At 67.4% G+C, this 19,038-nt stretch carries 20 protein-coding genes; 10 read left to right on the forward strand and 10 right to left on the reverse strand.

What is annotated here, in order from left to right:
• The first annotated feature begins 244 nt into the window (after positions 1-244).
• Together JS278_RS10460 and JS278_RS10465 are read left to right on the forward strand one after the other, a co-directional pair.
• Entirely contained in the window at positions 245-2,185 is a 1,941-nt protein-coding gene (locus JS278_RS10460) for a DEDD exonuclease domain-containing protein (protein WP_114045141.1), read from the forward strand.
• Entirely contained in the window at positions 2,136-2,411 is a 276-nt protein-coding gene (locus JS278_RS10465; protein ID WP_114045142.1) for an Lrp/AsnC family transcriptional regulator, read from the forward strand. Before JS278_RS10460 ends, JS278_RS10465 begins: the two co-directional genes overlap by 50 nt.
• Positions 2,412-2,415: 4 nt before the next feature.
• Here JS278_RS10465 and JS278_RS10470 read toward each other — a convergent pair whose 3' ends face one another.
• The gene (locus JS278_RS10470; protein WP_114046267.1) at positions 2,416-2,994 is read right to left on the reverse strand and encodes a rhomboid family intramembrane serine protease; all 579 of its coding nucleotides are present in this window, start codon (positions 2,992-2,994) and stop codon (positions 2,416-2,418) included.
• Between the two features lie 156 nt (positions 2,995-3,150).
• The gene (locus JS278_RS10475) at positions 3,151-3,663 is read right to left on the reverse strand and encodes a peptidylprolyl isomerase (RefSeq protein WP_114045143.1); all 513 of its coding nucleotides are present in this window, start codon (positions 3,661-3,663) and stop codon (positions 3,151-3,153) included.
• A gap of 190 nt (positions 3,664-3,853) precedes the next feature.
• On the opposite strand from JS278_RS10475, the gene JS278_RS10480 reads away from it, so the two are divergent.
• The 3 genes from JS278_RS10480 (at position 3,854) to JS278_RS10490 (ending at position 6,380) form a co-directional block, all read left to right on the forward strand.
• A complete protein-coding gene (locus JS278_RS10480) occupies positions 3,854-4,921 on the forward strand; it encodes a sunset domain-containing protein (RefSeq protein WP_114045144.1) in 1,068 nt (355 codons plus the stop codon).
• A 258-nt stretch (positions 4,922-5,179) separates the two neighbouring features.
• Positions 5,180-5,695: a hypothetical protein gene (locus tag JS278_RS10485; RefSeq protein WP_147243188.1), complete on the forward strand. Its 516-nt coding sequence runs from the start codon at positions 5,180-5,182 to the stop codon at positions 5,693-5,695.
• Between the two features lies 1 nt (position 5,696).
• Entirely contained in the window at positions 5,697-6,380 is a 684-nt protein-coding gene (locus tag JS278_RS10490; protein ID WP_114045146.1) for a prepilin peptidase, read from the forward strand.
• Positions 6,381-6,449: 69 nt separating this feature from the next.
• Here JS278_RS10490 and trpD read toward each other — a convergent pair whose 3' ends face one another.
• Positions 6,450-7,496 carry an anthranilate phosphoribosyltransferase gene (trpD, locus tag JS278_RS10495; RefSeq protein ID WP_245935086.1) on the reverse strand — a complete coding sequence of 349 codons (1,047 nt, stop codon included), beginning with the start codon at positions 7,494-7,496 and terminating at the stop codon, positions 6,450-6,452.
• A gap of 1 nt (position 7,497) precedes the next feature.
• Positions 7,498-7,914: a response regulator transcription factor gene (locus JS278_RS10500; protein ID WP_114045148.1), complete on the reverse strand. Its 417-nt coding sequence runs from the start codon at positions 7,912-7,914 to the stop codon at positions 7,498-7,500.
• 207 nt (positions 7,915-8,121) lie between these two features.
• Between JS278_RS10500 and ctaE the strand changes: the two genes are divergently transcribed.
• From ctaE to qcrB, 4 genes are read left to right on the forward strand one after another with little or no spacing between them, the layout of a single operon-like run.
• Positions 8,122-8,817 carry an aa3-type cytochrome oxidase subunit III gene (gene ctaE / locus JS278_RS10505; RefSeq protein WP_483894255.1) on the forward strand — a complete coding sequence of 232 codons (696 nt, stop codon included), beginning with the start codon at positions 8,122-8,124 and terminating at the stop codon, positions 8,815-8,817.
• 60 nt (positions 8,818-8,877) lie between these two features.
• A complete protein-coding gene (qcrC, locus tag JS278_RS10510) occupies positions 8,878-9,681 on the forward strand; it encodes a cytochrome bc1 complex diheme cytochrome c subunit (protein WP_114045150.1) in 804 nt (267 codons plus the stop codon).
• Positions 9,648-10,727: a cytochrome bc1 complex Rieske iron-sulfur subunit gene (gene qcrA / locus JS278_RS10515; RefSeq protein ID WP_425451436.1), complete on the forward strand. Its 1,080-nt coding sequence runs from the start codon at positions 9,648-9,650 to the stop codon at positions 10,725-10,727. Before qcrC ends, qcrA begins: the two co-directional genes overlap by 34 nt.
• The gene (gene qcrB, locus JS278_RS10520) at positions 10,727-12,463 is read left to right on the forward strand and encodes a cytochrome bc1 complex cytochrome b subunit (RefSeq protein WP_114045152.1); all 1,737 of its coding nucleotides are present in this window, start codon (positions 10,727-10,729) and stop codon (positions 12,461-12,463) included. The genes qcrA and qcrB overlap by 1 nt, the downstream gene beginning before the upstream one ends.
• A 37-nt stretch (positions 12,464-12,500) precedes the next feature.
• Here qcrB and JS278_RS10525 read toward each other — a convergent pair whose 3' ends face one another.
• The gene (locus JS278_RS10525) at positions 12,501-12,878 is read right to left on the reverse strand and encodes an MGMT family protein (protein ID WP_114046268.1); all 378 of its coding nucleotides are present in this window, start codon (positions 12,876-12,878) and stop codon (positions 12,501-12,503) included.
• A 66-nt stretch (positions 12,879-12,944) separates the two neighbouring features.
• On the opposite strand from JS278_RS10525, the gene JS278_RS10530 reads away from it, so the two are divergent.
• Positions 12,945-14,414 carry a GuaB1 family IMP dehydrogenase-related protein gene (locus JS278_RS10530; RefSeq protein WP_181833702.1) on the forward strand — a complete coding sequence of 490 codons (1,470 nt, stop codon included), beginning with the start codon at positions 12,945-12,947 and terminating at the stop codon, positions 14,412-14,414.
• A gap of 18 nt (positions 14,415-14,432) precedes the next feature.
• Here the strand turns inward: JS278_RS10530 and JS278_RS10535 are convergent, their stop codons facing one another.
• The 5 genes from JS278_RS10535 to JS278_RS10555 all read right to left on the reverse strand — a co-directional run bounded on the left by JS278_RS10535 (position 14,433) and on the right by JS278_RS10555 (position 19,033).
• On the reverse strand, positions 14,433-14,828 hold the full coding sequence (locus JS278_RS10535; RefSeq protein ID WP_114045153.1) for a cytochrome c oxidase subunit 4: 396 nt from the start codon (positions 14,826-14,828) through the stop codon (positions 14,433-14,435).
• Positions 14,825-16,558 (reverse strand): aa3-type cytochrome oxidase subunit I, encoded by a 1,734-nt coding sequence (gene ctaD, locus JS278_RS10540; protein WP_114045154.1) that lies wholly within the window; start codon positions 16,556-16,558, stop codon positions 14,825-14,827. Before ctaD ends, JS278_RS10535 begins: the two co-directional genes overlap by 4 nt.
• Entirely contained in the window at positions 16,555-17,436 is an 882-nt protein-coding gene (ctaC, locus tag JS278_RS10545; protein ID WP_483894256.1) for a cytochrome c oxidase subunit II, read from the reverse strand. The genes ctaD and ctaC overlap by 4 nt, the downstream gene beginning before the upstream one ends.
• Positions 17,437-17,600: 164 nt before the next feature.
• Positions 17,601-17,957 carry a HesB/IscA family protein gene (locus JS278_RS10550; RefSeq protein WP_114045155.1) on the reverse strand — a complete coding sequence of 119 codons (357 nt, stop codon included), beginning with the start codon at positions 17,955-17,957 and terminating at the stop codon, positions 17,601-17,603.
• A gap of 146 nt (positions 17,958-18,103) precedes the next feature.
• A complete protein-coding gene (locus JS278_RS10555; RefSeq protein WP_147243189.1) occupies positions 18,104-19,033 on the reverse strand; it encodes a glycerate kinase in 930 nt (309 codons plus the stop codon).
• Positions 19,034-19,038: the final 5 nt, after the last annotated feature.

Here is a 19,038-nt window from a genome sequence, read left to right on the forward strand (position 1 = left end):
CTCGGGCCACTCCCCCTGGGGGACCGACCAGTCGTCACGGTCATCGCGCCTCCGGGGACCTGCCCCATTAGCTGAGAAAATCTTAGATGATGCTCAGACGAAAGGCAAACCTTCGTCGGTTCTCCCGTCGCTCCTTGTCAGAGCGCATTCTCCTGGTTACCGACATGAACCGTCCCACTCCCCGACCCGCCACGACTCCTCAGACTGCTCATAACTGTCAGTCCCGTTGCCTACCGTTTCGCCCATGACCGCGCCGGATCTGCAGCCCTCCTTCGACGATCTGGGCACTCCCCTCTTCGAGGTCACCTTCTGCGTGGTCGATCTCGAGACGACCGGCGGGTCCACCGAGGACGACATCACCGAGATCGGCGCTGTCAAGGTGCGCGGCGGCGAGGTGCTGGGCGAGCTCGCGACTCTGGTGCGCCCCAGCGGCCACATCAGGGGATCGGTCCAGATGCTCACCGGGATCACCGACGAGATGGTCATCGACTCCCCCTCCATCGGCGCGGTGCTCCCCAGCTGGCTCGAGTTCAGCCGCGGCTGTGTGCTGGTCGCCCACAACGCCAGGTTCGACATGGGATTCCTGAGGCGCGCATGCGACGCCCATGACCGTCCCTGGCCCGGAAACACCGTCCTCGACACCCTGGCGCTGGCCCGCTCCTGCATCGGCCACGACGAGGTGCGCGACCACAGACTCGGCACCCTGGCCCGGTACTTCTCCGCCGCCACCCCACCGACCCATCGAGCCCTGGACGACGCACGGGCCACCGTCGACGTCATGCACGGGATCATCGAGCGGGTCAGCGGCCTGGGCGTCACGACCCTCGAGGACCTCCTGGAGGTCACCCACAAGGTGGCCCCGGGGCGCCGTGCCAGGCGCACCTGGGCCGACGCGCTGCCCGAGGGGCCTGGAATCTACTGGTTCCGTGCGCACCGGGCGACCTCCGACGAACCTCCCGAAGTCCTCTACGTCGGCACCTCGGTCAATGTGCGACGCCGTGTCAGGCAGTACTTCACGGCCTCGGAGACCCGACGCCGGATGGACGAGATGGTGCGGGTGGCCACCGGCGTCGATGCGCTCGCATGTGCGACGACCCTGGAGGCCGGAGTCCGCGAGCTGCGGATGATCGACGCCCACTCCCCCCGCTACAACCGCCGGTCGAGGCGTCAGACCTCGGTGAACTGGATCTGCCTCTCCGACGACCGGTACCCACGACTGTCGGTCGTGAGATCCACCAGCCGGGCCGACCGCACCTACTGGGGTCCCTTCTCCACCCGGAAGGAGGCGGCGGAGGCCGGCGAGCTCATCTGCGAGTTCGCCGGGATCCGCCAGTGCACCGGCACCCCTGCCAGCCATCCCCACGGCTGCCCGCTGGCCGAGATGGGACGTTGCGCAGCACCGTGTCTGATAAATGGCGGAGGGGACGACCCCTCCACGCTCGCCAGGGCTCGCTTCCTCCCCGAACAGGTCGGGACAGCGTCCGCGGCCCACGACCCCTCCACGCTCGCCAGGGCTCGCTTCCTCCCCGAACAGGTCGGGACAGCGTTCGCCTCCGACGACGTCTACCACGCCGCCGTTGAGCGGGCCCGCGAGGCGATGACCCTCGACGTCCGGCCGCTCATCGACTCCATCGCCGCCCGAATCGCCTCGCTGTCGCGCCAGGAGCGTTTCGAGGACGCCTCCTCACTCACCTCGCGGGCACGCTCCTGCCTGCGGGCCAGCCGTCGGCGGGCCAGGCTCGCCTCCCTGGCCGACTGCGCGGAGATCGTCGCGGCACGTCCGGTCGACCGCACCTGGGAGGTGCACATCGTGCGTCACGGCCGGCTGGCGGCCGCTGCCCTCAGTCCGGCCGGGGAGAACCCGGTGCCCACCATCGACGCCGCCCGCACCACTGCCGAGACGGTCACCGCCGCTTCACCGGGCATCCCCGCCTGCACCGTGGAGGAGGCCGAGCTGGTCGCCGACTGGCTGGAGTCGCCCGGCGTCCGTCTCGTCGATATCGACGGCTGCTGGGACTGGCCCCTGCACTGCGGCGCCGACGAGCGGACCCTGGCTCGGGCCGTGGAGCTGGCCAACGGCGCCATCGCTGCTCCGCATGAGTGCGGCCGCCTGCCTGAGCACCTAATCTGTTGCCATGTTCAATGCCATTGTGCTCATTCAGGCCAGCTCGAGCAGGATCCCTGAGGTCGCCCAAGAGGTTCTCGCGCTGCCGGGGGTCAGCGAGGTCTACTCCACCGCCGGCCATGTCGATCTCATCGCGATGGTCCGCGCCTCCTCGATGGAGGAGGTCGCCGAGATCATCGCGGACCGCATCAACAAGGTGGAGGGCGTCGTCGACACCGACACCCACATCGCCCTTCGCACCTACTCGGAGCACGATCTGGAGGCGATGTTCTCGATCGGCGACTAGACAGTCACCAGAGCCAGGTGACCACGAGAGCCCCCAGGCACACGCCCGCGATGACCGCGTAGGCGATACGGTTGCGTCCTCTGGAGGCCCACCGGTTCCTTCCCCACACCCATCCGACGGCCGCGCCGACCACGATCGCTCCGATGTCGGCCGTCCAGTCCCTCGAACCGGCGAGGATCCCCCAGATCACGAACAGGGTGATCAGGATGATGTCGCCCCGGATGTCCTGATGCTCCAGGTGCTTGATGACCGCGGTCGCGGCCAGGATGCCGAAGATGCCGCAGATGGACCCTGAGAAGGATGCCGGCACTCCGGTCAGCGACAGGGCGGTGGCGCCGCCCAGCCCGGCAAGAAGATAGACCGCCGCGAAGTCCCACGATCCCAGCAGCGGTTCCAGGCTGCGTCCCACCAGCAACAGGAAGACGCCGTTGATGACCCCCTGCAGGATCGAGCCCGTGGTGAGTCCGTACAGCACCGGCCGCCACACCTGGTAGTCGAAGAGGGGGCTCGCCCCCGCGGCGAGCCAGGCGGCCATCGGCAGGAGGTTCGACAACACGGCCACCACGAGGGTGCCGACTGCCAGCACGATCGAGGCCGGGCTGTCACTGCCCCTCGGATGTATCGGATGCTCGACCCATCGGTCACCCACGATGCTCTCCTCCTCGTCGCCCGGCCGGGGATTCCCGGGGAGCCGTGGGGACGGCGCCATCGACGTCCCCACGACCTGACCCGACTCGGATCAGGCGATCTCCACCGACTCGATCACGACCGCCTCGGCCGGGCGGTCCATCCGGTCCGTCGGCACCTTCGCGATCTCGTCGACGACCTTTCGCGACGCCTCATCGGCGACCTCTCCGAAGATGGTGTGTCGCCGGTTCAGGTGCGGGGTCGGAGCCACGGTGATGAAGAACTGGGACCCGTTGGTGCCCGGGCCCGCGTTGGCCATCGCGAGCAGATAGGGCTTGCCGAAGTGCAGGTCGGGGTGGAACTCGTCAGCGAACTGGTAGCCGGGGCCACCGGTCCCGGTACCCAGCGGACAGCCGCCCTGGATCATGAATCCGTCGATGACCCGATGGAAGGTCAGGCCGTCGTAGAACCGCCCGGTCGTCTTCTGCCCGGTGAGCGGATCGACGTACTCCTGGGTGCCGTCGGCAAGCCCGGCGAAGTTCTTCACCGTCTTGGGGGCCTGTGCCTCGAAGAGATTGAGGAGGATGTCCCCATGATTGGTGTGCAAGGTCGCGGTTGATGCCACGTGGCTGCCTTCCTGATCCGATGATGGCGTCCAGCCGACCGACGGCCGGACCTGCCCCCACAGTACCGACCGGCGCACCTCCCGTCAGGCCGCGGCTCACCCGATCATCGCGCTGACCTGTCGAAGCTCCCAGGTCGCGGCTAACGTGGAGGGTGCTTGATCACAAGCCACACCACAGCAGGAGGAACTCGTGTCCCGCACCAAGAAGTCGCTCCACGAGGCCGCCGAGCACACGGCCGCCTCGGTGAAGGAGCAGAGGGCCCAGGCCCTGGAGAACGCAGCCGCCTACCTGAGCGCCGCCCAGGCCAAGGCCGCTCCTCTGGCCGCCCAGGCGGCCGAGAGGATCGGTCCGCTCAGCGAAGAGGCCCGCAAGGCGGGCGAGCAGGCCTGGAAGCGCGGGAGCAAGGCGGTCGCCGAGGCCGGCGACAAGATCGCCCCCGCTCTCAGCAACGCCAAGGACATCGCCGAGAAGAAGGTCGCCCCGGCGATCCAGCAGGCCTATGACACCTTCCAGAAGGACGTCCTGCCGGAGATCGAGGAGAGGGCCGCCCAGGTCGCCTCATCCCCCGCCGTGGAGGAGGCCACGCGGCGCGGTCAGGCCGCCCTGAGCGCTCTCAAGGGTCAGGCTGCAGATACCGCCGAGTCCGCCCAGGTGGCTCTGGAAGGGGCCGCCAAGAAGTCCCGGAAGGCGACCAAGAAGGCGAGGAAGGCCGCTAAGGCCGCCGCCAAGGACGTGAAGAAGTCCGCCTCGACGTCCAAGGATCTCGTCGCGCCCAAGAAGAAGCACAAGGTGCTCAAGACCATCCTGATCCTGAGCGGACTCGCCGCGGCCGGAGCTGTCGCGGCCAAGAAGTTCCTCGGATCCGCCGACGACGGCTGGACCACCCGCGAGCCGAGCGAGACCTACTCCTGGACGCCCAAGGCCCCTGAACCCGCACCCGAGAAGTCTCCCGAGTCCGAGCCCGCACCCGAGCCTGAGCACAAGACCCCGAAGCCGCCGGAGTCCCCCGATTCCGCCGCCGCGGAGGCCACCATGACCGAGGAGGGCGGGCCGGCCCCCGAGGGAGCCGAGACGACCGCCACGGTCCCCTCCTACGTCGGGGACAACCCCCCGGAGGGGTTCGTCATCAAGGGCAACGACCGCTCCAAGAAGTACCACCTGCCCGGCTCCGGCGGTTACGACCGCACCATCGCCGACATCTGGTTCTCCTCCGAGGAGGACGCTCAGGCCGCCGGTTTCACCAAGGCGTCAAGGTAGTTCAACGGCGGGGGCGATCCCTCCGCGCTCGGCAGGGCTCGCTGCCCGCCCTTGCCGGCGTTCACACCCCCGAACGGGCCCGGTCCTCGACCGGGCCCGTTCGGCGTCCCCGACATCTCACATCACAGGACTACCCGAGATTTTCCTGAGAAATTTCTCACTCCTGTCACAAACAGGTCTTCCAAAAGCACTTCTGATGGTTGATAGTGACCACATCACGGGATGTGGCCCTTCGCACCAGGTCGAGGAGGACCTTCGATGACAACTTCAATGAGCCTGCCGCCGTCCGGAGCACCCCTGGGATGGGTCTGCTCACGGGATTTCGCCGCCCACGTACGTCACATGTCCAGTGCCTCCGGAATCCCGTGGCGAGTCCTGGCGATCCTGGCCGGGGTCCCCAGCAGAACCGTCGTGCGGCTGATGGGCCTTGGCAGGCCGATGCGCCGCATCCGAGCGGTCGACGCCGAACGACTGCTGATGCTGACACCGCTCGCCATCAGCGCCGCCGAGCACCAGCTGGTCGACCCCACGAGCACCCTGCGCAGAGTGCACATCCTGCTGGAGAACCGGCACACGCTCACAGAGGTCAGCACATACCTCGACGTCTCCGCGCAAGACCTCGCACAACTACTGACCGCCCGGGATCCGAGATGCACGGCCATGATGCGGGTGCGGGCGAGGGCCGCCTGCGAGGCTCACCATCTGTTGTGGGCCGACCAGCCCGACGAGGTCATCGCCGAGGACCGGGTGCTGGTGCCCGAATGCGCGGCCTGAGGTGTGGGTGCTGATCGGTGCGGCGGCATCCACCGCGCTCGCCCTCTCGCATCTTCTCGTGATCGTCCCGATGCTGCCCGAGCCCGATGAGGAGGAGGTGGGATCTGAGGTCCTGGCCCTCAAGCCGAGATACCGGAGCCTGGTGACTGCCCGGAGGACGGCGACCCTTGCCCTGATCGCCGCCCTCTGCGGAGGGATGTCTGCCATGTCGCCCGCATGGGGACGCGGCCTGTGGTGGGTCTGGGCAGGTTCGGCTCTGACCCTGATCGCCGTCGACCAGGCGACGACCTTCCTTCCCCGCCGCCTGTGGGCCTGGTGCCTGATCGAATCGCTGCTGGCGCTGGCTGGCGGAGCCGCGGTCGTCGGCCTGCCGGCGTCCGTGCTGGCCGCGACCGCCGCGCTCGCCGTCGCCGCCACCGTCCCGTTCTGGTTGATGTGGCGGCTGGGAGGGGGACTCGGGTTCGGCGATGTGCGCCTGGCCGGGACCATGGGCCTGACCGGCGCCGCCCTCGGCACCACGGGCTGGGCCCTCGCCCTGTTCGCCGCAGCCGTGGCGGGTGCCCTCCTTGCCATTGGCATCACGATCGTGCGGAGGTTCAGACCCTCGCCCTGGGGCCCGGTCTTCGCCTATGGGCCCGCCCTGTGGGTGGGGCCGTGGGCGGCCCTGGCGATCTTCAGCCTGTGAGCGCGGTCGCGGACCTCACCCGCCCGGGGAGGCAGGAGCGCAGCGACGTGGAGGGGTCGCCCTCTCCGCTCAAGTACTCGTGATCTCGATCCAGCGCGCGAGCTGTTCTCGGGCCTGACCGGAGTCGACGGCGGTGGCGGCCCGATCGATCCGCTCGGCGAACTGATCGGTCAGGGGGGCGTCCAGATCCGGCCCGTCGTAGGCGAGCAGTGCTGCGGCGGCATTGAGCAGGACGATGTCGCGCACCGGTCCGGTGGCGCCGTCGAGCAGATCCCTGACCACCTGGGCATTGTGCTCGGGGCCCCCGCCGACGAGATCCTTCGGCTGCGCCCGGGGCAGGCCGAGATCGGCCGGGTCGAGACGGGCGCGGACGCATCGGCCCTCACGGAACAGCCAGATCTGGGAGTCAGTCGTGGTGGTGAGCTCGTCGAGCCCGTCCCCGCCGTGGAACACCAGTCCGCGCGATCCGCGGTCGGTGAGCACTCCGGCGACCAACGGGGCCATCCTGGCGTCGGCGATCCCGATCGCATCGGCGTGGGGCCGCGCCGGATTCGTGAGGGGACCCAGCAGGTTGAAGGTCGTCTGGATGCCGAGCTCCTTGCGGGCGGGACCGGCGAACCTGAGGGAGGCGTGGTACAGCGGGGCGAACAGGAAGACGATGTGCGCAGCGTCCAGGACTCCGGCCTGATCGGCCGGGGCCAGGTTCAGGTTGACCCCGAGGGCCTCGAGGCAGTCCGCCGTACCGCACGCCGAGCTGGCCGCCCGGTTGCCGTGCTTGACGACCTTCGCGCCCGCCGCCGAGGCGACGATGGCCGCCATCGTGGAGACATTGACGGTGTTGGCGCGGTCCCCCCCGGTGCCGACGATATCGACGGTCTCCCGGTCCAGTTCGAGTTTCGTGGCCCGGCCGAGCATCCCCTCGGCGAGGCCGGACAGTTCCTCGACGGTCTCCCCCTTGGCGCGCAGCGCCACCGCGAAGCCCGCCACCTGTACGGCGGTGAGGTCGCCCGAGAGCACCCGGTCCATGGCCCAGACAGAGCTCCGGCGGTCCAGATCGCATCCGTTGACCAGATCGGTGAGCAGGTCGGGCCATGTCCTGGGGAAGGTCTCCGCCACGTCACACCCCCGCAGCGGTGCGGAGGACACCGGCGACGACCCGGGGCAGTTCGACCGGATCGACCGGATGGGTGCTGATCGCGTCGGCCCGCGACCAGCTCGCCAGCCAGGCATCGGCGACCCGGGCCACCAGCAGCACCACGGGCGGGCAGTCGGAGACCTCATCCTTGAGCTGGTGGCACAGGCCCATGCCCCCCGAGGGCACGGCTTCGCCATCAGCGATCACGACGTCGTAGTTCCCCGAATCCACGGCGTGGATCGCAGCAGGCTGGGTGGCGACGTCCACCGCCTCGACCTCGGGCAGGTCAGCGGAGATTCGTCTTCCCAGGGCCAGCCTGATCTGTTCGCGCACCTGACGGTCGTCGGAGTACACCAGCACCTTGAGAGTGGGCTGTCCGCCCCTCTGGTCTTCAGTCATCCCTCATCCTCGTGGGTCGTCGTCACTGTGCTGAGGAGATCCGTCCAGAACCCCTCTCGCGAGCCTCTTCGACCGCATGGTATCGCGGCGCACCGACGTACGGCCCGGCCCGCATTATCTCATCGGCGTCACCGGCTCCGAAGACAGGATCGACATTCGAATGCCGAAGAACATGACCAATCGCACATTTGCCGACATAATGAGGCCGTGGCCACTTCAGCGCAGACTTCACAGCGACCGTCGGGCGCCATCCACCCGATCGCCCCCTCCCGACTCAAGGCCCCCTCCGGGCGCCCTGATCTTCTCCCCATGGGCGTGTGGATCTGGCTGGCCAGCGAACTCATGTTCTTCGCGGCCCTCTTCGCCGCATACTTCATGATCCGTCAGGTGACCAGCGACAAGGCTGCGGCCGGGGCCCAGACCCTGTGGCAGTCCGAGTCGAGTCACCTCAACGTCGTCTACGCGGCGGTCAACACGCTCATCCTGGTGCTGTCGTCGGTGACCTGCCAGATGGGCGTGCACGCCGCCGAGCACGGACGGGTGCGGCGCACCAAGGGCCTGGCTGCAGTCACCTCCTGGGGTATGCGGGAGTGGTACACGCTCACATTCGTGATGGGCACGGTCTTCATCGCCGGACAGGCGCTCGAGTACGCCAACCTGGTCTCCGAGGGCCATACGATGCAGTCGAGCGTCTTCTACTCGCTGTTCTTCATCGCCACCGGGTTCCACGGCCTCCACGTCACGGGCGGTCTCGTCGCCTTCCTGTTCACGCTGGGCCGCACCTACCTGGCGCGTCGATTCACCCACGAGCAGGCGGTGACGGCGATGGTGGTGTCCTACTACTGGCACTTCGTCGACGTGGTCTGGATCATCCTGTTCTCGGTCATCTACATCATCCAGTGACCGGCTGCCGGAAGAGGGCGAAGCTGCAGTGAAGCAACAACCAGAAGAAAGGTCGGTCCAGTGAGGTTCCTCTCGACGCGACGGCGACATCCGGCGGCGAAGCCGCTGATGCTGCTGTTGGCCCTCGTTCTGGTGGGTTGTGTCTACGCCCTCGTCAGCCCCGCGACGTCGAGCACCGCGGACACGAATGTCTCAAGCCAGGCCGCTGCCGGCAAGGCCATCTTCGAGACCAACTGCTCGTCCTGCCACGGCATGAACGGCGAGGGCACCACCCAGGGGCCCTCCCTGGCCGGGGTGGGCTCGGCCTCTGTCGACTTCCAGATGGGAACCGGCCGGATGCCGATGGCCCGCCCGGAGGCTCAGGCGCCGTCCAAGCGCACCGCCTTCACCGACGAGGAGATCGCCCAGGTGGCGGCCTATATCGCCTCGCTGGCCCCCGGCCCCTCGATCCCGGACTCCGAGCAGTACACGGCCACCGGGCTGAGCGCCGAGGAGATCGCCCGTGGAGGCGAACTCTTCCGGACCAACTGCTCGGCATGCCACGCCATCGACGGCCGAGGCGGCGCACTGCCCAACGGGTCCTACGCCCCGTCCCTCCTGAAGACCTCGGACAAGCACATCTACGAGGCCATGCGCACCGGCCCCCAGCAGATGCCGGTCTTCTCCAAGGGAGCCATGACCGACCAGGACGTCAAGGAGATCATCGCCTACCTCAGCACGATCCACTCCGAGCCGAATGACGGTGGCTTCGCCCTGGGCGGCCTCGGGCCGATCTCCGAGGGCCTGTGGGCATGGATCATCGGTATCGGCGCCTGTGTGGTGGTGGCCGTGTGGCTGGCGAAGAAGGGAGCCCGGGCGCGATGAGCACCGATCAGATCAACAAGCAGGAACCCGTCCAGGATCCGGGTCTGGAACCCTACGTCGAGCGGTACACCGATTCTGATCCGGCGGTCGGCAGACGGGCCTACCGGCAGATCCTGACGCTGTTCGGGCTTGTCCCGCTGCTGGCGGTGGCCTTCGTCGTGCTGTACTTCGCGGTTCCCCACGACGACGCCGTGAAGTTCGGCCCGTTGCACGCCAGCGCCCTCCACATCGCACTGGGCGCCACCGCGGGATTCGCGATCCTGTTCATCGGCCTGGGCTCCATCCACTGGGCCAAGCAGATCATGGGCGACCACGAGATCGCCGAGGAGCGCCACCCGGCCAACTCCAGCGATGAGGACCGCCAGGAGCTGGCGAAGGTCTGGAAGCAGGGCGCAGAGGAATCCGGTCTCGGCCGTCGCAAGCTCATCGGGTTCGCGGCCGCCGGAGCCATCGGCGCCCTCGCCCTGCCAGCCGTCGTGAGCCTCGCCGACCTGGGACCCAAGCCCGGCAAGGGGATGCGCAGGGCCACTATCGAACGCACCATCTGGACCGAGGGGACCAGGCTGGTCAACGACGTCACCTACACGCCGATCAAGGCCTCCGAGATGGAGATCGGCCAGCTGGTCAATGCCGAGCCGGAGAATCTCAAGGACCTGCAGAGCGAGGACTTCCAGCGGCAGAAGGCCAAGGCCGCGATCATCATCGTCCGGATGGATCCGGACTCCATCAAGATCCCCGACTCCCGGAAGGACTGGCAGGTCGGGGGGATCCTCTCCTACTCGAAGATCTGCACCCATGTCGGGTGCCCGATCAGCCTGTGGGAGCAGCAGACCCATCACCTGCTGTGCCCCTGCCACCAGTCGACCTTCGATCTGGGGGACGCCGGGGTCGTGGTCTTCGGGCCCGCCGCCCGGTCCCTGCCGCAGCTGCCCATCACGGTCGACAAGGACGGCTATCTGGTGGCCCGCAGCGACTTCACCGTTCCGGTGGGGCCCAGTTACTTCGAGCGCGACTCGCGCCACGATTTCAAGAAGGGTGACAACTGATGGCCCGCCCTACCGGTACCGCCGACACCTCACCCGCCGTCGAGGCCGAGGTGCCCGACGACGCCGCGCCGAAGAAGTCCTCGTCCGGCCCGCTCATCTGGGCCGATGACCGCCTGGGGCTCGCCAAGGTGGGCAAGGTGGCCATGCGGAAGGTCTTCCCGGACCACTGGTCCTTCCTGCTCGGCGAGATCGCCCTCTACTCCTTCATCGTGCTGCTCATCACCGGCGTCTTCCTGACCATCTGGTTCAAGCCGTCGATGGCCGAGATCGACTACCAGGGCTCCTACCAGCTGCTGCGCGGGGTGCCGATGTCGGAGGCCTTCGCCTCCACCCTCGACATCTCCTTCGACGTGCGGGGCGGCCTGCTGGTCCGCCAGATCCACCACTGGGCGGCCCTGCTCTTCGTGGCCGCGGCCATGTTCCACATGTTGCGGGTCTTCTTCACCGGTGCCTTCCGCAAGCCTCGCGAGGTCAACTGGCTCATCGGCGTCGGCCTGTTCATGCTGGCCATGATCGAGGGATTCGCCGGCTACTCGCTGCCGGACGACCTGCTGTCGGGCACCGGCCTGAGGTTCGCCGACGGTCTGATGCGCTCCATCCCGCTGGTCGGCACCTGGGTCGAGTTCTTCGTGTTCAACGGCGAGTTCCCGGGCACCGCCATCGTGCCGCGGCTCTACATGGTGCACATTCTGCTGGTTCCCGCGATCCTGCTGGGTCTCATCGCGGCGCACATCTCGCTGGTGGTCTACCACAAGCACACCCAGTACCCGGGCCCCGGACGCACCGAGAAGAATGTGGTGGGCTACCCCATGTTCCCGGTCTACATGGCCAAGGCCGGCGGCTTCTTCTTCGTGGTATTCGGCATCATCACGCTGATGGCCACCTTCATGCAGATCAACCCGGTGTGGAAGTACGGCCCCTACAATCCGGCCCAGGTGACGGCGGGCTCCCAGCCCGACTGGTACATGGGCTGGCTCGAGGGTGCGGTGCGGATCATGCCGAACTGGGAGTGGCATATCGGTCACACCACCTGGAGCTGGAACATCTTCCTGGCCGGTGTCGGCCTGATGGGGATCCTGGCGGTCGCCATGGTGGCATGGCCCTTCGTGGAACGTTGGATCACCGGCGACACCGCGGAGCACCACATCCTGGACCGTCCCCGCAATGTGCCGACCCGCACCGCGCTGGGTGTGGCCGCGATCACCTGCTACGCGATGTTCTGGCTGGCCGGCGGCAACGACATCATCGCCACCCACTTCCATCTGAGCCTCAACGCCATCACATACTTCCTGAGGGCCGCCGTCTTCGTGGCCCCGGTGATCGCCTATCACATCACCAAGCGCGTCTGCGTGAGCCTCCAGCGGGCCGACCTGGAGCGCCTGGAGCATGGATCCCCCTCCGGTGAGATCGTGCGAGGCCCCGACGGCGGTTTCGTGGAGAAGCACGAGCCGCTCAGCCATGACGAGGCCTGGGCCCTCACCCAGCACAAGGAGTACCCCGTGCTGGAGGCCACGATCACCGGCGACGAGGGGATTCCGGTGCGCGGCGGGGTGTCTCGTCGCCGTGCCCGGCTGCTGCGTTGGTTCGTGGGCTCCAACGTCGCCAAGCCGACGGCCGAGAAGATCAAGGGCGCCCAGGAGCATCCGTCGGCCGGGCCCGGCGAGGACCGCCCGGAGGTCGGACCGGCGAACGCCGAGGAGACCGGATCCGAGGTGCAGGCACCAGCCGGACGCTGACGCGCCATCTGATGGATCGGAGGGAGGGGCCCGGCCGCTACTGGCCGGGCCCCTCCTCCGTCGTCTCGTGGACCGTCGTCCCCGCCCTGTCCAGTTCCTCGCGGTACCGCCCGTCCAGGACCACCAGGTCGGCCCGGGAGACGGCCATCCGCACAGCGGTGCCATCGGCGTTCAGTCGGATGCCCTCCTGTATCCAGTGAGCCCTTGCCCTGGTGGTCAGCTCCGAGGGAAGGCGGCCGGAGGCGTTGACGACCCTCCACCAGCTCACGTCATGTCCGTGGTGCGACATCACCCGGCCCACGATCCTCGCCGAGGTGCCGACGATCCCGGCGATGTCCCCGTAGCTGGTCACCCGGCCGGCCGGGATCAGATCCACCACCAGCAGCACCCGATCGATGAGTTCCTCGCTGTCCACCCTGTCATTCTGCCCCGGGGCGACGGTCGTCCCGGGATGCCGGTGATCTTGGCGGGACATGAGATCATGAGGTACGTGCGTTTCCTCAATGAGCAGCCGACCTACGAGCTGACCTACAACGACGTCTTCATGGCACCCAACAGGTCTTCCGTGGGATCCCGCATGAATGTGGATCTGACCTCCACCGATGCCCTTCGCATCCCCACTCCCATCGTGGTGGCGAATATGACGGCCGTCTCCGGGCGGCGGATGGCCGAGACGATCGCCAGGCGCGGGGGAATCGCCGTCCTCCCCCAGGACATTCCGGGGCCCTTCGTCACCAGGGCGATCTCTCGGGTCAAGGCCGCTGACACCCGATTCGACACCCCTGTCAAGGTGGTACCGACGACAACTGTCGGGGAGGCCATGGGGCTGCTTCAGAAGCGCGCCCACGGCGTCGTGCTGGTGCTGGAGGAGGACCGGCCTGTCGGGCTGGTCTCCCCCAGCGAGGCCGACGGCGTCGACCGTTTCGCCCAGGTTCATGAGGTGATGTCCACCGATCTCACCCTGGTGAGCCCCGACCAGAGCGCCGATGAGGTCTTCAACACATTGGCCGACCACCATCAGAAGGTCGCGGTGGCGGTCGATGCCGACGGCCGCCTGGTGGGCATCATGACCTCCCGCGGTGCCGTCCGCACCGAGATCTACCGTCCCGCGGTCGATCCCTCCGGTCGGCTCATGGTGGGTACCGCGATCGGCATCAACGGGGACGTCGCCGGCCGCGCGGAGAGCGCCCTGGCGGCCGGATCGGATGTGCTGGTGATGGACACCGCCCATGGTCACCAGGATCAGATGGTCACAGCCCTGCGGATCGCGGACCGGTCCCGCATCCAGTTCGAGGCCGCCACAGGCCGCCGGGTCCCCATCGTGGCCGGCAATGTCGTCACCCGCCGCGGCACCCTGGACCTGCTCGACGCCGGCGCCGACATCGTCAAGGTCGGTGTGGGCCCCGGAGCGATGTGCACCACGCGGATGCAGACCGGGGTCGGTCGTCCGCAGTTCAGCGCAGTACTGGAATGCGCCGAGGCGGCCACCGAGGCCGGTGGTTCGATCTGGGCCGACGGTGGCGTCCGGTATCCCCGCGACGTCGCTCTGGCGCTGGCCGCAGGGGCCGGATCGGTGATGATCGGCTCCTGGTTCGCGGGCACCCACGAGTCCACCGGTGAGATGCTCACCGACCACGACGGTCAACGCTACAAGGAGTCCTTCGGGATGGCCTCGGCCCGCGCGGTCCGTCACCGTACCCGTCGTCGCAGCGCCTTCGAGCGGGCCCGGGCGGCCCTCTTCGAGGAGGGCATCTCGCACTCGCGGATGTACCTGGATCCGGATCGTCCCGGGGTCGAGGATCTGCTCGACTTCATCACCTCGGGGGTGCGCTCCTCATGCACCTACGCCGGGGCGCGCACCCTATCGGAGTTCCGCGAGAAGGCCGTGGTGGGCATTCAGTCCCCCTCCGGTTACGAGGAGGGACGTCCCCTCTCCAGCTCCTGGAGCTGAAGCCGCAGGCAGCAGGGATCAGTGCGCGTACTCTCCGCGGTAGTACTCGTAGGCCCATCCGGAGACCGACCAGATCCCGATGGCGGCGCCGAGGATCGACAGCCACCAGCCGAAGGGCGGTCCGAGGCAGATGACGGTCAGCGTGACCGCCGTCCAGAACGGCCAGATGCTCTTCGGCGGGAAGAACCCGATGGCCCCCGCCCCGTCGACGACCTCGGCCTCCTCGTCGTCCTCAGGACGAGCGGCGATCCTCCGCGCGACCGCGAGGACGTAGCCGAAGACCATCAAGGCCATGACGCCGGAAAGGCCGAGCACCCATACGCCGACGATCTCATGAGCGGTGAACCAGTAGATGACCGCCATTCCGATCAGAAAGATGGCGCTGCCGCCGAAGACCCATCGTTCGACCTTCATCGGTCCTCCTCCCGCCTGCCGGAGTGAATGAGTTCACGCGGCTCGTCCGACTCATCTGTGATGGCGCCCGAATCCTCGAGCAGCTCCGGGTGAGCGGCATCGAAGGCCGGGGATGCCGAGCGGACCCGGATCATGTGGTCGAAGTTGTGGGGCGGCGGCGGGCAGGTGGTGATCCATTCCAGGCTGCGTCCCCAGCCCCACGGGTCGTCCACCTCGATCCTGGGCTTCTTATGGGTGATCCACACGTTCCACATGAAGGGCAGCATGGAGATCCCCAGCAGGAAGGCCCCGAAGGTCGACACCTGGTTGAGCGTGGTGAATCCCTCCCATGCGCCGTAGTCGGCGATGCGCCGCTGCATGCCCTCGACGCCCAGCCAGTGCTGGACGAGGAAGGTGGTGTGGAAGCCCACGAAGAGGGTCCAGAAATGGATCTTGCCCCAGGTCTCGTCGAGCATGTGCCCGGTGATCTTGGGCCACCAGTAGTAGTAGCCGGCGAACATCGCGAAGACCACGGTGCCGAACAGCACGTAGTGGAAGTGGGCCACCACGAAGTAGGTGTCGGAGACGTTGAAGTCCATCGGAGGGCTGGCCAGGATCACGCCGGTGAGGCCGCCGAACAGGAAGGTGACGAGGAACCCGATGGCGAAGAGCATCGGCGTGTCGAAGCTGATCGACCCGCCCCACATCGTTCCGATCCAGTTGAAGAATTTCACGCCGGTCGGCACTGCGATGGTGAAGGTCATGAACGAGAAGAAGGGCAACGACACGGCCCCGGTCACGAACATGTGATGGGCCCACACCGACATCGACAGGCCGCCGATGGCCAGTGTCGCGAAGACGAGGCCGACATAGCCGAACACCGGCTTGCGGCTGAACACCGGCAGCACCTCGGTGACGATGCCGAAGAAGGGGATGGCGATGATGTACACCTCGGGGTGACCGAAGAACCAGAAGAGGTGCTGCCACAGGATCGGCCCGCCGTTCGCGGCGTCGAAGATATGGGTGCCCAGCAACCGGTCGGACTCGAGGACAAGCAGCCCGGCGGACAGCACCGGGAACACCATGATCACCATGATCGAGGTGACCAGGATGTTCCAGCAGAAGATGGGCATCCGGAACATCGTCATGCCGGGGGTGCGCAGCGTGATGATGGTCGTGATGAAGTTCACCGAGCCGAGGATCGACGACAGGCCGAGCAGGTAGAGGCCCATGATCCACAGATCCCCGCCGACCCCGGGGGTGTTGATGGCGTTCGACAGCGGGGCGTAGGCGAACCAGCCGAAGCTTGCCGCTCCGCCGGGGGTGAGGAATCCCGAGCAGGCGATCAGGGAGCCGAACAGGTAGATCCAGTAGGCGAACATGTTGAGCCGCGGGAAGGCGACGTCGGGGGCACCGATCTGCAGCGGCATGATGTAGTTCGCGAAACCTGAGAACAGCGGCGTCGCGAACATCAGCAGCATGATCGTGCCGTGCATCGTGAAGAGCTGGTTGAACGTCTCGTAGTGGACGAACTGCATTCCGGGGAATGCCAGCTCAGCCCGGATGATGAGGGCGAGGATGCCGCCGAAGCAGAAGAAGAAGAATGTGGTGAGGAAGTAGAGCCTGCCGATCTTCTTGTGATCGGTGGTGGTCATGTAGTCCCAGACGAGTTTGCCGATCTGGCGCCGCTCTCCGGTTGACGCGTCGGGGCGTGCGACCGTCGAGGTCCTGTTCGCGACTGAGGTGCTCACTTCGGCTCACTTCCTTTCTCAGCCGCGGAGGGAGTGGACAGGGCCGCAACCGACTTCGCCGCCTTCACTTCGCCGGTCTTCCCCTCGGCCTTGAGCTTCTTGAGGTGCGCGTTGTACTCGGCCTCCGGCACCACATGCACCTTGAACAGCATGTTGGCGTGGTAGGTACCGCAGAACTCGGCGCACTTCCCATCGAATACGCCGGCCTTCGTCGGGGTGATATCGAACTGGTTCGGATGGCCGGGAATGACGTCCATCTTGAAGTAGAAGGCGGGCACCCAGAAGGAATGGATGACGTCGGCGGAGTCGAGGTGGAACCGGACCGACTTGTTCAGCGGCAGGTACAGATCGGGAATGCTCTCGATCGTACCGCTCTCATGGGTGGTGACGGCGCCCGCGTCGGGGTTGCCGGCCTCCATGTAGTTGAAGGTCCATGACCACTTCTGACCGACGACGTTGATGGTGTGGTCGGGTGTGGCATCTTTGGCCATCACCGAGTTCTGGGTGCGCACCGTGTAGAAGAACAGCACCCCGATGATGAGGAACGGCACCATCGTGTACAGCACCTCCATCGGGAGGTGGTAGCGGGTCTGGCGGGGGATCTCGGGATCCCCCGAGCGGCGCCGGAACCTGATGAGCGCGAAGATGATGAGGCCCCAGACCAGCACGCCCACGGCCAGCGCCGCGATCCATGCTCCGGTCCACAGGTTCTCCATGTGGGGGGCTCTGTCGGACGCCGGGGCGACCATTCCGAATCGGGCCGCCTGCTCCTTGGTGCTGGAACTGCACCCTGCCAGTGCCGTCAGTGCCAGCACGGCTCCCGCGGCTGCGAGGAGACGCAACCTCGGCCTGCGCCGCCGGTCGACTTCAGATCTCACGACTCACCCTTCCCGCCACATCCGGGCGTCCGACAAGGACGTCCGATTGTTGTGTCCGTCACAGCGAACAATAGCGAAAAAGCGGCACCCCGTCCGGTTCGCGAATCGGACGGGGTGCCGTCGACGGTGGCGCATCCGCTTTCAGCGGATCTGCCCGATCGACGTCAGTGGAAGGAGTCGCCGCAGGCGCAGGTGCCGGTCGCGTTGGGGTTGTCGATGGTGAACCCCTGCTTCTCGATCGTGTCCATGAAGTCGATGGTGGCGCCGGTGAGGTAGGGGGCGCTCATCCGATCGGTGACGACCTGAACGTCGCCCCAGTTGCGCACCACATCGCCCTCGAGATGACGCTCGTCGAAGAAGAGCTGGTATCGCAGTCCGGAGCATCCTCCGGGCTGGACGGCCAGGCGCAGCGCGAGATCGTCGCGCCCCTCCTGGTCGAGCAGGGCCTTGACCTTGGCGGCCGCGGTGTCGGTGAGGATGATGCCCTCCGCTGCGGGGGCCTCATTGAGAGTGTCGGTCATATCGGTCTACTCCATCGGTGGTCGAACGGCCCCGGGGCTCACCTCGGGGAAGGTGCCCGCCCCTGAAGGGGGCCGGGTCGGGGCGGGTCGAGATCCCGTCTCGTCAGCCCCTAGTGTAAGAGGCCACCTGAAGGATGTCGCACCGACTACCAGTGCCAGGTCCGTGCGACCGGTCCGGCCGCCGCCGTGATGGCCGGCAGCCCTTGGGGCCCGGTCACCGGGCCGCAGTCCAGCGGCGTGGCCGCCTCCAGGCCGGCCTGGCGCAGCTCGCGGGCCGAGACCTCGCTGGCCAGGGGGACTGCGATGACCGGTACGCCCAGCGGTTCAGCAAGCTCCAGGACCTCGGCGACGACCTCGCCGCCGAGTGTTCCGAAATTCAGTTCCTCGCAGCCGGTGACCACCAGATCCGCCTCGGCGGCACTGCGTCGGGCACCCGCGAGATCCAGCAGCAGCCGGGGCCCGGTCGTGATCCGTCCGCCAAGAGCTGAAATCGCCAGCCCGATGCCTCCGGCTGCGCCGGTTCCGGGGGCCGCGCCCGCATCCGCATCACCGGTCAGTTCACGGGCCCAGTCGCACAGGTCCTGATCCAACGACAGCATCCGCGCGGGATCCATCCCCTCGGCACGCCCCTCCACGGAGACGACTCCACGCAGCCCGGTGAGTTCTAGACATGCCTGGTCCGAGGTGGTGACGAGGGTGAGTGGGCCGGGCCAGCGTCCTGCCCCGAGAAGGTGGCCATGGCCGCGGAGGTACGCGATCATCCCTCGGCCCCCGTCGCGCCAGGGCGCCTCCGCGAGTTCGATCACCTGGTGCCGTCCGGGTTCGACCGGCAGCTCGGCGAGACGATGCCCCAGAGGAGCGGAATCGGCGGACCACTGATCCTCCCCGGCAGCCGGGAACTCCGGGGCGATCAGGTCGACGCGGCCGGCCTCCGGAAGATCGGCCAGGGCGCGCTGGAACCCGTCGCCCGCCTTCCCCATGGGGATGACGGCGACCTCATCGCCGAGGCCGGCCCATGCCCTCCCCAGTGCGGTACCGACCTGCCTGGAGCTGAGGCAGCTCCAGGCGTCGGTCACGACCA

The sequence above is a fragment of the Acidipropionibacterium virtanenii genome, from assembly GCF_003325455.1.
Classification (GTDB): domain Bacteria; phylum Actinomycetota; class Actinomycetes; order Propionibacteriales; family Propionibacteriaceae; genus Acidipropionibacterium; species Acidipropionibacterium virtanenii.